The organism is Novosphingobium sp. ZW T3_23 (assembly GCF_044987305.1).
Taxonomy (GTDB): domain Bacteria; phylum Pseudomonadota; class Alphaproteobacteria; order Sphingomonadales; family Sphingomonadaceae; genus Novosphingobium.
On the sequence record NZ_JBJDRF010000014.1, the window covers coordinates 37545 to 52668 of the forward strand.

Consider the following 15124-nt stretch of genomic DNA (forward strand, 5'->3'; position numbering starts at 1 on the left):
AATGTCCGGCCATGGCTGCCCCAGGCAGCCATGGCTTCGGCGCGGGCGTTCCGGGCGCAGAAAAAGTATTCCCGATGCGTCGAGAAATTTTTCTCCTCTGCGTTGGGTCTATGCGCATCGGCTCCGTTGCGCCGACTTGATATCCATCAAGTCAACAGGTTGCTTGATTGCGTCGGCTTGAATTCCTCCGCATCGATCGCCCTGCGCGGCTGATTGCAGCCGGTCTGATTGAGAACTATATCTTCCCCCGGCGGTTTAGCTGTTCAGGGGCTTAAGAAAATTACGGATCACATGACAAACGACGATCTTGGCAGCGACAATGATTCCCCTCTTCTCGATCTGGACAAAGGCTCTGTCCAGCGGTTCATTGCGCGCGCCAAAAGCAAAGGTGTCATTTCGGTCAAGGAACTGAATGCCGCTTTGCCGCAGGACCAGATGACCACCGACCAGATCGAGGACATCATGGCCGCGATCTCGGACATGGGCGTCAAGATCATCGAGAACGACGATGACGACGACGATGAGGATGAGGGCGAGCAGGATGGCGTAGACGCCATCGATGGCCGCGACGAAGACGGCGATTCGGATTCTGAATCGGAAGCGGGCAATTCCCGGCGCCGCGTCGGTGAAGGCCGGAAGGCGGACACTGCCGGGCGGTCCGATGACCCGGTACGCATGTACCTGCAGGAAATGGGCGCCGCCGAGATGCTCAGCCGCGAAGGCGAGGCCGCCATCGCCAAGCGCATCGAAGCCGGTCGCGACATGATGATCATGGGCCTCTGCGAGAGCCCGATGACCTTCCACGCCATCATTCAGTGGTCCGAAGCCCTGAACAGGGGCGAAATGCAGCTTCGCGAGATTCTCGATCTCGATGCCATGCTGTCGAAAGACCCGCAGCCGGAGAACCTCGACGAGGACGGCGAGGGCAACGACGAGATTTCCGCCGCCACCGCAGGTCCGACCTTCAAGGACGAGGACGACGTCGAGGACAACTCCGAGGAGGTCGACGAGGACGGCAACCCGATCGTCAAGCAACGGGTGGAGGACGACGAAGAGGATAACACTCTTTCGCTCGCCCAGATGGAAGCCACGCTGACGCCGGAAGCGCTCGAGAAGTTCGCGCTCATCACCGACCTGTTCCGCACGTTCGAGGCGCTGCAGAGCGAGCGCCTGAATGCTCTGGCGCTGGGCATCGGCTTCCCCGCCGTCAAGGAAGACCAGTACCAGCAGCTTCGTGAAGACCTCACGGCGCAGGTCGAATCGGTGCAGTTCCACGCCGCCAAGATCGAATACCTCGTCGACAACCTTTACGCCTTCAACCGTCGCTTGACGGCGCTGGGCGGCCAGATGCTGCGTCTGGCGGAGCGTCACAAGGTCAAGCGCGCCGACTTCCTCGATGCCTATACGGGCCATGAACTGGATGACACCTGGCTTGCCGAAGTGGGCAAGAAGGACAAGAAGTGGGCCGCCTTCGCCGAGGCCGAGGTCAATCCGGCGGAGCGCATTCGCCTGGAAGTCTCGGACATCGCCGCCGCCACCGGCATGGCGCTTCCCGAGTTCCGCCGCATCGTGAACATGGTCCAGAAAGCGGAGCGCGAGGCGCGCATCGCCAAGAAGGAAATGGTCGAGGCGAACCTGCGTCTCGTGATCTCGATCGCCAAGAAATACACGAACCGCGGGTTGCAGTTCCTGGACCTCATCCAGGAAGGCAACATCGGCCTGATGAAGGCCGTCGACAAGTTCCAGTACCGCCGCGGTTACAAGTTCTCGACGTATGCCACCTGGTGGATCAGGCAGGCGATCACGCGCTCGATCGCGGATCAGGCCCGCACGATCCGTATCCCGGTCCACATGATCGAGACGATCAACAAGCTGGTTCGCACCAGCCGCCAATTCCTTCACGAGCAGGGCCGCGAGCCCACGCCCGAGGAAATGGCCGAGCGCCTGTCGATGCCGCTCGAAAAGGTGAAGCGCGTTCTGAAGATCGCGAAGGAGCCGGTCTCGCTCGAAACCCCCGTGGGCGACGAGGAAGACAGCCATCTCGGCGATTTCATCCGGGACGAGAACGCCATCATCCCGGTGGACGCCGCGATCCAGGCGAACCTCAAGGAAATGATCACCCGTACTCTGGCTTCGCTCACCCCGCGTGAGGAACGCGTGCTGCGCATGCGTTTCGGCATCGGCATGAACACCGATCACACGCTTGAGGAAGTCGGCCAGCAGTTCTCGGTGACCCGCGAACGCATCCGCCAGATCGAGGCAAAGGCGCTGCGCAAGCTCAAGCACCCGAGCCGTTCACGCATCATGCGCGCGTTCCTCGACTAAGGTGTTTGTGGATTTAGGCCAGGTGGGCCTGCGAATGGCGGCCTTTCGCGCTTCCGGTGCTCACGTACATAAGTACGTCGCGCTCCGGGGCGCAAAAGCCCGCCATTCTCGGCTCCACCTGAACTGAATCCCCCCACACACTAGGCAAAGGTCGCAACACCTGCCCGGATTGCGGGCGGTCCGGTGCTGAAGTCGAAGTTGGCGGCTCGGTATTTGGAGGCCTTCGGTCTCTGTTGACCTGACGCTCCTCCTCGCACTTGCCGGGGCGCGAGAATTTCGCCCCGGCAAAGGGCTTCAATCGATATACCGATCGCGTAGTTCCTCGGCACGCGAGGTTAGCGGCTGCTCCTGTCCGTCGATGATGACCTGCAAGGCCTCGCTCAGCGGTTCGAGCGGATCGCCGCTCCAGATCACCAGGTCGCCCCGCTTGCCGGGAGCGATGGAGCCGATCTGACCCTCCAGCCCGAAAATCCGCGCGGGCGCCAGCGTCACTGCCTCGATCCCCTTTGCATAGGGCAGCCCGCGCGACACCGCGATGCCTGCATTGTAGCGCAAGTCGCGAACGCGGGGACCGCCGTCGTTGCCCTCCACCGCGATCTCCACGCCGGCCTCCGACAATCGCCTGGCGTTCTCCAGCGTTGCCCCCAGCAGTTCGAAGCTCTGGGGGATATTGGCGGTGGGATTGAGGAGGACCGGGACGTGCGCGGCCGCGATCTCGGACGCCACCATCCAGCCTTCCTCGGCACCGCTCAGGATCACGCGCAGGCGGTATTCCTTCGCGAGGCGCAGAACCTCGGAAATGTCGGAAGCCCGGTGGACGTCGACAATCAGCGGTACGGTGCCGTCGAGGACCGGCAGCAGGGCTTCGAGGTCCGGGCGCGATAGACCAAGGTCGCGCAAGTTCCCGCTGTCATAGGCGGCCTTGTGCGCGCGATAGAACTTCACGTTGTCGAGCAGGCTGCGCAGTTCCACGAATTCCGCCGCGCGCGATCCGCCCGCGCGGGTGGCGCCGTCCTCGCCGAATTCCAGCACCATGCCGACCCGCGCCTTGAGCAGCAGGCGCGCACCCTGGCCGAGGGATATTGCCGCCGCTTGTCCGCCGAAGGGAAGCAGGCGGTCTTCGTCCCGGTCGTCGTAGCCCGGAACGACGATGGCGCTGGTGACGCCGCCGAGCCGTGCGACCGGGATCAGGGTGGAATTGCCGTTGAGCCCGTATTGGACATCGAAGGCGGCGCTGATCTGCCTGTTGCGGTTGCGATCGTCCCGCGTACCGCTGACCGAGCTTACCTCGGTGAGGCCGAGCGCGGTGTTGACCGCTACGAAGCCGGGCGTGACGATATGGCCCCTGGCATCGATGATGCGCGCGCCCGAAGGCTTGGGCACGTCCTTGCCGGCGGCAGTGATAACGCCGTCGCGGATGACGATCGTGCCGTTGTCCACTTCGCCCACCGGGCCGGGAGTCAGGATATGGGCATTGACGATGGCCAAGGTTTCGGCCTGGACCGGGAACGCGGCAAGCGAGGAGGTGAGGGCAAGGCTGCCGATGAAGCTGCGAAGCATGTCAAAGCCCTCCGTTCGGTTGGCCGAGTTCGAAGTCGGATCGGTGGTTGTTCCGGGGCGCATCGGCGTCGTGGACAAGCGCGCCGTCGATGAAAACCTTCTGAGCGATGGCGTAGACGCTGAACGGGTCGCGGGTCCACAGCACCACATCGGCGTTCTTGCCGGGTTCGAGAGTTCCGGTCCTGTCCGCAATCCCCATGATCCGGGCCGGGTTGGCTGTGAACCATTTCACCGCCTCGGCTTCGGGGATGTCGATCCCGGCGCGGCGACCGGCGGCCAGCGCGACGGCGCTCTCCACGTTGAGGCGCTGGGTCAGGCGTTGCTCGTCGGAATGGATCGCCACGCAGACGCCGTTCTTGGTCAGGATCGCCGCGTTTTCCTCGATGCCGTCATAGGCTTCCATCTTGAAGCCCCAGCGTGTCGCCCAGATGGCCACGCAGATGTCGTTTTCCTTGAGGAGATCGGCGATCTTGTAGGCTTCGACCGCGTGGTGGAAGGCGCGTGTCTTGTAGCCGAACTCCTTCGAGACATCGATCATCACCGCCATCTCGTCGGCACGGTAGCAGTGGTTCTGGACGAGAATCTCGCCCTTGAGCACGCCGGCCATGGTTTCCAGCGCGAGATCACGCTTGGGGGCTTCGGCGGCTTCGCCGCGTTCGCGTTTGCGCTCGTAGCCGTCCCACTTGCGCGCGTATTCGGCGGCGTCGATCCAGGCCTTCCGGAACCCGGCGACTTCGCCCATGCGGGTCGCCGGCGCGCGGCCACGGCTGCCGTAGCGGCCCTTGGGGTTCTCGCCGCAGGCGATCTTGAGCGCGTAAGGCGCGCCGGGGAACTTCATAGCCTGCTCGGTCACGGCGGGCACGTTCTTGACGGTGACGCCTCGCCCGCCGAACAGATTGGCCGAACCCGGCAGGATGAGCAGGGATGTGACGCCGCCGGCGCGGGCCTTGTTGAACACGGGATCCTGCGGCCAGATCGAATGCTCGGCCCAGACTTGCGCGGTGTTGGGGTCTATGTTCTCGTTGCCGTCGGCATGGCCCTGGACGCCGGGCGCGGGGAACACGCCGAGGTGCGAGTGGGCATCGATGACGCCCGGAGTTACCCACTTGCCGGTGCCGTCGATGACCGTCGCGCCTGCAGGCGGCGCCACGTCGGCGCCGACCGCGAGAATCCTGCCGCCATCCATGACCACCGTACCGTGCTCGATCTGGAGGCCGGTCGCCGTGAGGATCGTTGCATTGACGATCGCGGTCGGTACCGAGGGGCGCGGCCGGTAGGTGCTGGGATAGGGATCAGCGGCACCGGCGGCAGGCGCCGTGCCGGCGATCGGCGCGCTTTCGGTGGCGGGGTTGGCTTGCTTGGCGGTGGTGGCACAGGCGGAAAGCGAAAGTGTCAGCGCCAGCGCGGGGGCAGCAAGCCCGATCGTCGAACGGCGATGTGTCAGCGGCTGGGGGTTGCGGATGCGCACGAGCGCTTCTCCTTATGAAGGCAAGAGTGAGAGTGCCCGGCCTCTCTCGCATCGCTGCAAAGAGGCCGGGCGAAAGGCGTCAGAACGACTTGCGCACGCTGGCGTACCAGTAGCGGCCGTAAGGCTGGTAAAGGGCGCCGTTGTAGCCGTAGGAGCCCGAATCCAGCGGCGGCTTCTCGTTGGTCACGTTGCGCGCGCCGATCCGGAAGCTCGTTCCCTCCAGAGCGCCGTCGCGGAAAGCGTACTGGAGATAGAGGTTGGCTGTTACCTGGCCCTTCACGATCCAGTTGTTGCCATCGGCATCGGTAAGCCCGGTGTCTTCCACGCTGCTGATGTATTGGGTGAAGGCGCCGACCGTCAGGCCGCCCAGGCTCCAGGTCAGCGAGCCGGAAAGGCGCCATTTGGGCAGTCCGTCCTGGCGGATCAGGTCGCCCCCGCCGGTGATCGCGGTTCCGGCATTGATCTGTCCCGCGTCCCGCGCTTCCAGCAGTGCGGCGATGTCCGGCGAGGGCGCGCGGTAGTACTTGAGCAGCCGTGCGGCATTGACGTTGAGGGCGAAGCTACCGACGCTCGTGTCGCGCAGCTGCCAGGCGAAGGTCATGTCCAGCCCGCGTACGGTCTGCGGTTGCAGGTTGACGTACTGGTCCTTGACGTATTGCACGACGCCGACCGGGGCGAGGTCCGTCCCCGCAACCAGGGCCGCGTCGTCTGCCGTTGGTGCGAGGCGGACGACGTTGGGGTTCGACGAGCCCTGCTGACGCAGCAGATAATCGAGGATCAGCGCATTGCCCTCGCCGAATAGGCCGACGATGCCCTTCTGCTTGATCTGCCAGTAATCGACGGTGAACGTGAAGTCGCCGAAGCGCGAGGGAATGAAGCGGGGCTCCAGTACCGCGCCCAGCGACCAGTTTGTCGAGGTTTCCGGCTTCAGGTCGGGATTACCCGAGCGCTGCGCGGTAGCGACGTAGGATTGCGAGCAGTTCGCGAACGAGGCGATGCGTCCGGCCTGCAGGTCGGCCTCGCAGCGCACGTAGTCGGTGCGGGTATTGCCGCGGGTCACCAGCGAGGCGTTCATCTGCTCCAGGTTCGGGGCGCGGAAGCCCTGTGCCCAGGAGCCGCGCAGTCGGATGCCGTCGACCACGTCCCAGGCTGCGGCCACCTTGGGCTTGGCGATGCTGCCGAAGTCGCTGTAATGTTCGTAGCGGCCGGCCACCTGCACTTCCAGCTTGCGCACCAGCGGCACGTTCATTTCCGGCGAGACCAGCGGGATGGCAAGTTCCGCATAGGCCGAGCCGACCGTGCGCGCGCCGAAGGTGTCGGGCGTGGGGCTTACGCCGAACAGGTCGCTCGGCTGCACGGTGCCGGTCACTGTGTCTGTCCAGGTGATCGTGCCGTCTGCGCGAGAATCGCGGTCATCGAGCTGGGTGTCACGGCGCAGTTCGACGCCGGCGGCAAAGCCCACGTCGCCGCCCGGAAGCGTCACCAGGTCCGGGGTCGATATCTTGAGATCGCCAAGAGCGAGGGTCGTCTTGCCACGTCGCTTGGCAACGACCGAGATGGCATCCAGCGCGGCCTGGTTGCTCAGAGTCGTATCCACGCCCGAGGGATTGGCGAGGTTGCCGCCATTGAAGGGATTGTAGGCATCGAGCGTCGAAAGCGCGAGATTGGCCTGGAGCGCCGTTGCGCTGACACCGGTCTGGCGGTCGACGACGGTCGCCTCGGAGTAGAGACCGGCGGTTTCCCAGTTGAACTTGCCGAACGTGCCGCGCAGACCCAGCAGGAACCGGGTCTGCTGGTTTTCGACTTTCACTCGTGTGGGGCCAAGGTCGCCGAAGCGATAGTTGCTGATCGTGACCGGAAGGCCTGCCGCCGGGATGTTAAGACCGGCGATCCGGTTGGGGTTGGCCGTACCGTCGGGCAGGGTGGCGGCGCCGAAGGGGTTCCAGTAGTTTGACGCCGGGATCGTCATCTTGATCGACCCAATCGAGAACACGCTGTCCTGCACGCTTTCGGTCTGCGCCAGGTAGTAGCCGGCTTCCCCGAACAGCGTCAGATCGTCGGTCAGATCGTAGTGCGCGGTGGTGAACAGGTTGATCCGCTTGAGCGAGGGAATGACCGAGAGCGGATAGTTCGCCTGACCGTCGGAGCGGAGATTGCGGTCGGCCGCACCCGTCGCGCGGTTGCCGTCATCCACGCAGATGCCGTTGCCCAGGCCGATCTGGCAACCGCTGTTGGTGGAAGGCTGGATGTGGAACTGGCCCGAGGCGTTCGTCAGCGCCGTGCCGTTCGCCCGGACCGTGCCGAAGCTTGCGGGAGTCTGGAAATCGCCCCAGGGAGACAGCGTGCTGCGGCGGTCCAGCGAGGTGGCGCCTTCGAACCGGGTTCCCTCGAATAGCGGACGCTTGTCTGCCGATGCGGTGAAGTCCTGATCGGTGGAATCGAGCGCGCTGCGGTCGGTGTAGCTGAACGATAGCGTGAAGTTGCCGCGATTTTCCGCAAAGTTGTGGCCGGCAAGTCCGCTGACCTGAAGTTCGCGCAGCCCGGTCCCCTCGGCGCCGCCGTACTGGACCTCGACGTGGCCACCCTCGATGTCGTTCCGCAGCACCGTGTTGACCACGCCCGCCACGGCATCGGTGCCGTAGATCGCCGCCGCGCCGTCGCGCAGCACTTCGAGGCGCTCCAGCCCGGCGACGGGAATGGCGTTGCTGTTGTAGGTGATGACCGGCACGAGATTGCCGTCGGCCTGGCTGCCCGGATGCTGGACGACACGGCGACCGTTCAGCAGGACCAGCGTATTGCCGACGCCGAGATTGCGCAAGTTGACCGAGCCGACGTCGCCACGCGCGAAGTTGCTGCTGGTGCCGCCATTGGTGCTGTTGAACGAGACGTCGCCCATCTGCGGGATCGAGCGGAACAGCTCATCCCCCGAGACCGCGCCGACAGCGTCGATCTGCGCGCGGTCCACCACGGTCACGGGGAGTGCCTCGTTGACTTTGGCACCCTTGATCTGGCTGCCGACGACGACGATCTCGCTGGCCTTGGCGCTGTCCGATGCCTCGGTCTCATCCTGGGCGTAGGCGGTTTGGGCGAGGCTCAGGCCGAGTACGGAAGACGCAAGAAGAACCTGCCTGAAACAGGCGCGACGATTACGCATGTGAAACTGTCCCTGTTGATTTGCGCGCGCATGACCAGCGCGCGGTTTATGGTGTCCGCGAGTTTGGTGCGGCTGCGGTCAGTAGAAACGGATGTCGTCGAACTCGAACGCGATGCGCTCGCCCGGTGCCCGCTGGGCGCCGAGTTCTACTTGGACGATGCCGTCGCTGGTCCAGGCAGGGCCGGCGCCTTTGCGGGTGGCAACGGCCTTGAGTTCGCTGAAGGGCACTTCGATCGTGGTCCAGCTTTCACCGGCCTGGAAGTCCGTGGTCCATCGGCCATCGAGACCGTTGAACTGGAGGCTGTAGGAGCCGGTGCCCTTCACTTCCAACCGGATTCCCTTGTATCGATGGAGGTCAACCGGACGGACGGAACCGCGCGTCAGGGGAATGGCGACGCCGGCGTAGGCCTCCGCTTTTTGAGCCATGCGGGCCGAGAGCAGCAGGGCGTGGCCGCCGCCGTCGCGGGGAACGACTTGTGAAATCTCCACCGTACGGTCGAGCCCGCCGTCGCCCGTTTCCAGGCGCAGCGTATCGAGGCTTGAGCGGCCGTCCGCGCGTTCGAAATCATCCACCAGCGCAGCGACTTGCCCGGAAGGCAGCCGATCGCTGCGGTTTCCGATGGGCAGGGCGGGGGCGCCGGAACCAATCACGAGCTTGCCGTCGATGAACACCCGATCGATCTTGTGAATATCGGCGATGTTGTCCCATGGCTTGCCGTTGACCAGGATGAGGTCTGCGCGCTTGCCGGGCGCGATCGTGCCACGATCCTGGTCCAGATGAAGGATACGGGCGCTGACCGAAGTGGCGGCGGTCAGCACTTGTGCGGGCGACAGGCCTGCCCGCACCAGCAGTTCCAGTTCGCGGATGGTCGAGGCGCCGTGCGGTGTGTCTGGCATCCCTGCATCGGTGCCGACGCCGATCGGCACGCCTGCGTCGAACAGGGCCTTGGTATTGTAGAGCGCATTGTCGAACTTGGCGAAGGACTGCGCGACTTTGGGATCGCTGCGGTCGCGCGGCACGCTGCCGGGCTTTTGCGGCTCGTAGACGGCCAGAGTAGGGATCACCGCCATGCCGGACTGGCGGATCGAGGTAATGGTTTCCGCGTCGAGCCGGCGATCCTGCATCGAGTGCGCCAGCGAATCCACACCCGCCCGCGCGGCGGCCACGCCGCGATCGACGGTGACGGTATGCGTCAGCACTTCGAGACCCTCTGCGTGCGCTGCCGAGGAAAGCGCCGTCAGGGTGGCTTCGTCCATGCTGGTGTTGTCGGCGGCGGTGCCATAGCGCCAGCCGTCCGCAAAAGCCTTGATGAAGTCAGGCTTGTAGGGAAGCAGGCTCTTCACCGCGGCTCGAGCGGCTTCCGGCGTATTGATCCAGATGGTCGTCGCCTGATCGCCCCAGTCGGCGCCATGGCCGCCCGGCGTGCTGATGCGGGCGGCGAAAGCGACGTGGGGCGAGGCGAGTTGGGCCAGCCATTCCCGGCGCGGCAGATAGGATTCAGGCTGCTCGTGGAAATCGCTGACCGAAGTTACGCCGCTCTTCAGATAGGCGGTCGCGATCTGCGGTGTCGTGGCCGGAACGCCGGAAGGCGTCCAGTGTGAATGGAGGTCGAAAAGGCCTGGCAAGAGGGCGGTGCCATCGGCGGCGATCTTCCGAGTTTCCGCAGGCAGGCGCAGGTTCGGGCCGACTTGGGAAATCCGGCCATGTTCTATCAGGACATCGGCCTTGCGGGGCTGCGCACCCGTGCCGTCGAAAACCATAGCGCCGACTATGGCAACGGGGCCATCGGAGCGCGATTCGGCTGTCGCATAAGTGGTGAAGGCTACTGCCGACAGAACGGCAGAGCGCAGAAAAGCGCGTTGCAAAAACGACCCCCTGGATGTGCTTTCAAGCTGAAAAAGTAGGGAGGGCCTGGCGTTGTCGCCTCGGAAAGGAACCCGGCATTAGCCTTTGAGGAACCGCCTCATGTGTCAGTGCCGGGTATTCTCAACCAAATTGGTTGTCAATGCATCGGAGCCAAAAACGTTTGCGGTTGTGAACTAATTACGCTCCTGATGACCACGAGCGCCGCTCTTTTCGACATCGAGCCGTCCTCCTCGACGATCTGCGTTGCGCCATCCGGTAGTCGTTCCTTGAAAATCGATGGGTGGTTCAGGCGCGCAGACCTGCTAGGCGTTCGTCATGACTAACAAGACAGCCGGTATCGTCGAGGTGGATGGTGTCCACTACGAATGGGAGCTTCGGAGTGAACCGCAGTGGGGGGACGCTGAAGGCTGGAGGGGCATGACCGTTGGATTGCTCCGTAAACATACCCAGCGCGAAGCCTTGCTGGAGTTTCCCCCTCCCAAGCGGCTGGTGAAAGGCCTGCCGCGAGGGCGCCTCCAGATCAGCGACGCGCTCGTGTCACGCGGCATCCGGGCTGCGTTGCAGGCGGGATGGGAGCCGGCCTCTCGTGGCAAGCCCATGGTCTTTTCCGTCGATGCGGACGGCAACTGAGCCATGACGATTTGCCGGGTCGGAGGGAGAGATCGATGAGCGTTCCGTCAAAACCGTGGGATAACGAGTTGGTCGCACGGTGGCTGGAAGGTCGCATCGAGGCGGCGGCGCGCGATCAAGCGACCGCCGACAGGCAAGGGTACGGGGCCGAGGACGACTACGACAAGGCGGCCGCCGAAGAGTGGGTATGCCGAAGCTTGAGAGCCACCGCTCGCGAGAGCGAACAGGCCGCGTTTACGCTGCGAATCAAGCAATTGCTCGATCAGGAGGACTATCGGATCACCGGCATCCACGATGATCGCCGGGTCGAACGGCATGTCCGCGCAACTCTCAGAAAGATTGCCAAGATGAGCAAAGCCAATGAAGGGTTCGAGAACAAGCTGCGCTATCAGTGATTGCGACGGGCTGGAAAGGCGCGTTCGCGCAAAGCAGGAACTGCCCGTTCATCCCGTGCAGCGAGAACGCGCATGTTGCTTCACGCACCAGTTACCCTATGGCGATGATAGCAACCCAACAGGCGGATAATATGACGGCATCTTCCACCCACGAGCAACGCGAGCACTTCGCTTATTGCGTCCAGCTTTTTGGCGGCACCACAGCATTCTCGCGGCGCATGGGCATCGACGAAAGGGCTATTCGCCGTTTCATCAATGGCGAGCGGCCGCTGGGCGCTACCCTTCTCGAAGACACGGCGAAGGAATTGCGTCAACTCATCGTCGAAGCGACCGCCGCCGAACAGGAAATTGCAGCTTTGCTGAATTCCGGACCAAGCACAGCGCCGTAAAAGCGTGGACGGCTCGGGGCGTTGACCATCAATTTCAAAGAAGGGACGCGCCTCGCATTAATTTGCGAAAGGGCGGAAGGGACCGTGCGCCGCGCACATTAGGCATGGGCAAGTTCTTGCATCACCGCTTCAAGGTTGCCCTTTACGACGACGTAATTCCCTTTTTCGAAATTGATGGCGCTGGCTTGATCTGTTCCTCGGTACCGTCGAACAAAACTGACGCGATCCGCATTGATGGCGAGAACATCGCCATCAAGCGTTTCGAAACTGACGTATCCGTTCACGGCGTTTTTGCACCGGAGCCAGACGGATCCGATGCGCCACCCTTCTTGGCTTTATGCTGTGCCAGCAGTTCGTCCAATTCCGCAATTCTGACGCGCGCCGGGGTGCCTTTCGCCAGGCCTTTCAGCCTGCATTCGGCCCACAGGCTTCTGCGTTCCGACTCCAGTGCTTTTTGATACAGGTCGGCCATGATGTCTCCAGAATTCAAGTGTATTCTCAGGTGTCGACCAGCCTGGGCCGACTCGCTGATTTCCACTACTTCTTTCGAGCTTTGCGCGCAGCGTAGCGTGCATCCCGTGCAGCCTTCATCTCGGCGGCGCCGGCAGGTGTCAGCCTGGCCGCTTTGAGTGCTGCTGCGGCTTCGGCGGCGGCTTTGCGCTCTGCCTTTTCCGCTTTGGCCAAGGCAATAGCCTCAGCCCGGGCAGCTCGCTTGATTGCTGCCGCCTGATCCCGAGCTTCCTGCGCCCGGCGTCGCTCTTCGATCACTGCCGAGTCGACAGGCGGCTTGGCTTTAAGTGCATCCAGAGCCTTCTGTCTGGCCGATCCGGCTGCGGCAATACGGTCTTGAAAAGAGGGCGCTTTGTAGGAAGACAATGTAGATCCTTGGATATTCAATATCGGTGGCGCGCCGCGTAGCCAAAGGCAGCGCGGTGCTTTGCGTTGAGACGGGTGCCAATAGCAAAGAAGCTTCCAGTTCTCAATGTTGCCCGGATTGCGTGGCGAGAATAGGGTTCTATAAACCTGAACCGCCTGCCGGATTGCACGCAGCGAAGGAAATTTTTGCCGCTGAACGAACGGCGCCAATCCCTACCGATCGAAGGCTGGGTTGGTTCCACGTCGGAGCGGTGTAAGAGCTGGAAAATGGGCAAAGTCGGGCACGGCAGCCCTGAAAAACCTGACAATTGGAGTCTATATATGGTGCCGAGCGATCCCAGTCCGGAGCAAGAGCGAAACGCGGCGATCTATGTTGCCGTGATGGATGGGGCGACTTTCGCGCAACTCGCCGAGAAGTACGGCATCAGCAGGGTTCGCGTGCAAAAGGCTTACGCGCGTGAGCGAGAAAACGCATGGGAAGCGCGGAAGCGTGGTGAAAGCAGCTACCGAGATCGACCATTTCCTTCGGACGTTTGAGTCCGACACTTCCACTCGAACATGAGGGATCGGTATGTGCGGGGATCCCAGACAAAAGCCGATTCCCCGGCCACTACGATAGGCGGTCGATCTCGCGCAGGACTGATCGCGGATCGAACGGCTTGGACACGAACATTGCCCGTTCCGGCAGTTCCGAGGCCCTCGGCTTTACGGCGCCTGACGCGACGATAAGAATCGTCGGCGGATAACGGTCCCTTACAAAATGTGCCAGTCGGATACCGTCCATCGACCCCGGCATCTGGATATCCGTCAAAACGGCCTCGATCGCGGGATTGGCGGCCAGTATTTCGATGGCCTCGTCGGCTCCCGACGCTTCGAAGACCCGGAACCCATGGTCTTCGAAGAAATCCATCAGGTCATGCCGGATGATGGGCTCGTCCTCGACGATGAGGATGGCTCTGGGTGGAACTGCCTGTCCCATGATCACTTCGTTCCTTCGACATTATCGGGCAGCGGGGCATCGATCGTAAATACGACACCGGCAGGTGGAAAACCCAGGTTGGCTTCTCCTCGAAAATAAGAACGTAGCGATCGTTCGATCAGGCGAGAGCCAAATCCACGCGACGTCGGGGTTGCCACCTCAGGTCCATCCCGCTCTTCCCAGCGCAGGCAGAAACGCTGGGCATCCTGCGGACCGGTGATCCTCCATTCCAGGACCACCGTGCCGGCGTCATTGCTCAAGGCGCCATACTTGATCGCGTTGGTCGCAAGCTCATGCAGGGCGAGCGTCATCGCGAGTGCGGCCTGGGCGTTGAGGTGAAGCGGCGGACCGCTCACGAAGATCCGGTCGCGATGCCCATCGATGCCAGCCAGTCCCGCATTGACCACCGTGCGCAGATCCGCTCCGTGCCAGGAGGACGACGTGAGGAGATCGGCGGCGTGTCCGAGCGACACGAGCCGCGACGCCAGAGCGGGAGCCGCCTCATCGAGCGACTTTGCATCGCGGAATGTCTGACTGACGATCGACTGAACCATCGCCAGGATATTCTTGAGCCTGTGATTCAGCTCCTGATTGAGCAATCGTTGCTGGGCACGTGATTGTTCGAGCGCCGTGTGATCTCGGGAAACGGACAAGATCCTCTCGACCGTTCCTGCTTCCGAAAAGATCGGCGAAACCGATACCGACCAGTGTTTCGGTGTTCCCAGATAGGTATCTGCGGGAGACTCGAAGTGCGTGGAGCGTCCTTGCCTTGCCGCTTCGAGAGCCCCCAGTGCGAGTTCCGTGCCGCCGTCTTTCAGCATGTCCGCCCAGATACAGCCATTCACGTCATTGAAGTCGCTGATCTCCATGGCCTTCATGCCGCCTTCGCTCATGAATGACAGGCTGCCGTCCAGCTCGACGACCTTGATGCAGTCCGTCGAAGCAGCCAGCACGTTGCGCATGAAGGCCTCGCTATCGCGTAGTTTGGCCTCGGCCTCATCACGTTCCCGTTCAGCGAGAACGCGGGCCGAACTGTCCGACGCGACGTCGAGAAGACCCGCGACGGCACCGTCATCGTCGAAGACGGGAGAATAAGAGAAGGTCCACCAGGTCTCCTCGGCGAATCCTTTGCGCGTCATGACGAGGGGCATGTCGGTAACCGTGGTGGTTTCTCCGGCATAGGTCCGCTCCACGAGCGGTCCAATGTCATCCCAAATCTCCGCCCATACCTCTTGGAACGACTGGCCAAGTGCTCCCGGATGTCGCGCACCAAGAAAATCGGCGTAGCCATCGTTGTAGATGAGCGTCAGACCGGGCCCCCAGAGGAGGCACATCGCGTGGCCTGAGGCGAGCATCAGATCCACCGTTGTGCGCAGGCTTTGCGGCCAGCCGTCTCTCGACCCAAGCGGGCTGAGGGACCAGTCATGAACCCTTACCGCCTCGGCCATGCTGGAGCTATCGGCCTTACCAGTAATGGATGG

Annotated in this window: 14 protein-coding genes; 5 read left to right on the forward strand and 9 right to left on the reverse strand. The window is 62.9% G+C overall.

Going from position 1 to position 15124, the window contains the following annotated elements; translation table 11 throughout:
- Positions 1–291: 291 nt before the first annotated feature.
- Positions 292–2325, forward strand: coding sequence for an RNA polymerase sigma factor RpoD (gene rpoD, locus ACI3K3_RS10075; protein WP_404913452.1), 2034 nt, complete (start codon positions 292–294; stop codon positions 2323–2325).
- Between the two features lie 294 nt (positions 2326–2619).
- Here the strand turns inward: rpoD and ACI3K3_RS10080 are convergent, their stop codons facing one another.
- The 4 genes from ACI3K3_RS10080 to ACI3K3_RS10095 form a co-directional block, all read right to left on the reverse strand.
- A complete protein-coding gene (locus ACI3K3_RS10080) occupies positions 2620–3885 on the reverse strand; it encodes an amidohydrolase family protein (RefSeq protein ID WP_404913453.1) in 1266 nt (421 codons plus the stop codon).
- Position 3886: 1 nt separating this feature from the next.
- Positions 3887–5347: an amidohydrolase gene (locus ACI3K3_RS10085; RefSeq protein ID WP_404913493.1), complete on the reverse strand. Its 1461-nt coding sequence runs from the start codon at positions 5345–5347 to the stop codon at positions 3887–3889.
- An 85-nt stretch (positions 5348–5432) separates the two neighbouring features.
- The gene (locus ACI3K3_RS10090) at positions 5433–8507 is read right to left on the reverse strand and encodes a TonB-dependent receptor domain-containing protein (protein ID WP_404913454.1); all 3075 of its coding nucleotides are present in this window, start codon (positions 8505–8507) and stop codon (positions 5433–5435) included.
- 78 nt (positions 8508–8585) lie between these two features.
- On the reverse strand, positions 8586–10268 hold the full coding sequence (locus ACI3K3_RS10095; protein ID WP_404913455.1) for an amidohydrolase family protein: 1683 nt from the start codon (positions 10266–10268) through the stop codon (positions 8586–8588).
- 421 nt (positions 10269–10689) lie between these two features.
- On the opposite strand from ACI3K3_RS10095, the gene ACI3K3_RS10100 reads away from it, so the two are divergent.
- The 3 genes from ACI3K3_RS10100 (at position 10690) to ACI3K3_RS10110 (ending at position 11788) form a co-directional block, all read left to right on the forward strand.
- The gene (locus ACI3K3_RS10100) at positions 10690–11004 is read left to right on the forward strand and encodes a hypothetical protein (RefSeq protein WP_313441310.1); all 315 of its coding nucleotides are present in this window, start codon (positions 10690–10692) and stop codon (positions 11002–11004) included.
- Positions 11005–11039: 35 nt separating this feature from the next.
- Positions 11040–11399: a hypothetical protein gene (locus ACI3K3_RS10105; protein ID WP_404913456.1), complete on the forward strand. Its 360-nt coding sequence runs from the start codon at positions 11040–11042 to the stop codon at positions 11397–11399.
- Between the two features lie 131 nt (positions 11400–11530).
- A complete protein-coding gene (locus ACI3K3_RS10110; protein WP_404913457.1) occupies positions 11531–11788 on the forward strand; it encodes a hypothetical protein in 258 nt (85 codons plus the stop codon).
- Positions 11789–11886: 98 nt separating this feature from the next.
- Here the strand turns inward: ACI3K3_RS10110 and ACI3K3_RS10115 are convergent, their stop codons facing one another.
- The 3 genes from ACI3K3_RS10115 to ACI3K3_RS10125 form a co-directional block, all read right to left on the reverse strand.
- Positions 11887–12072, reverse strand: coding sequence for a hypothetical protein (locus ACI3K3_RS10115; protein WP_404913458.1), 186 nt, complete (start codon positions 12070–12072; stop codon positions 11887–11889).
- Positions 12069–12260: a hypothetical protein gene (locus ACI3K3_RS10120; protein ID WP_404913459.1), complete on the reverse strand. Its 192-nt coding sequence runs from the start codon at positions 12258–12260 to the stop codon at positions 12069–12071. The genes ACI3K3_RS10115 and ACI3K3_RS10120 overlap by 4 nt, the downstream gene beginning before the upstream one ends.
- 65 nt (positions 12261–12325) lie before the next feature.
- A complete protein-coding gene (locus ACI3K3_RS10125) occupies positions 12326–12874 on the reverse strand; it encodes a DUF6481 family protein (protein ID WP_404913460.1) in 549 nt (182 codons plus the stop codon).
- A 57-nt stretch (positions 12875–12931) separates the two neighbouring features.
- Here ACI3K3_RS10125 and ACI3K3_RS10130 point away from each other — a divergent pair, with 57 nt between their 5' ends.
- A complete protein-coding gene (locus ACI3K3_RS10130) occupies positions 12932–13201 on the forward strand; it encodes a hypothetical protein (protein WP_404913461.1) in 270 nt (89 codons plus the stop codon).
- Between the two features lie 73 nt (positions 13202–13274).
- Here ACI3K3_RS10130 and ACI3K3_RS10135 read toward each other — a convergent pair whose 3' ends face one another.
- Positions 13275–13643: a response regulator gene (locus ACI3K3_RS10135; RefSeq protein WP_404913462.1), complete on the reverse strand. Its 369-nt coding sequence runs from the start codon at positions 13641–13643 to the stop codon at positions 13275–13277.
- A 2-nt stretch (positions 13644–13645) separates the two neighbouring features.
- Positions 13646–15091: a sensor histidine kinase gene (locus ACI3K3_RS10140; RefSeq protein ID WP_404913463.1), complete on the reverse strand. Its 1446-nt coding sequence runs from the start codon at positions 15089–15091 to the stop codon at positions 13646–13648.
- Between the last annotated feature and the right edge of the window lie 33 nt (positions 15092–15124).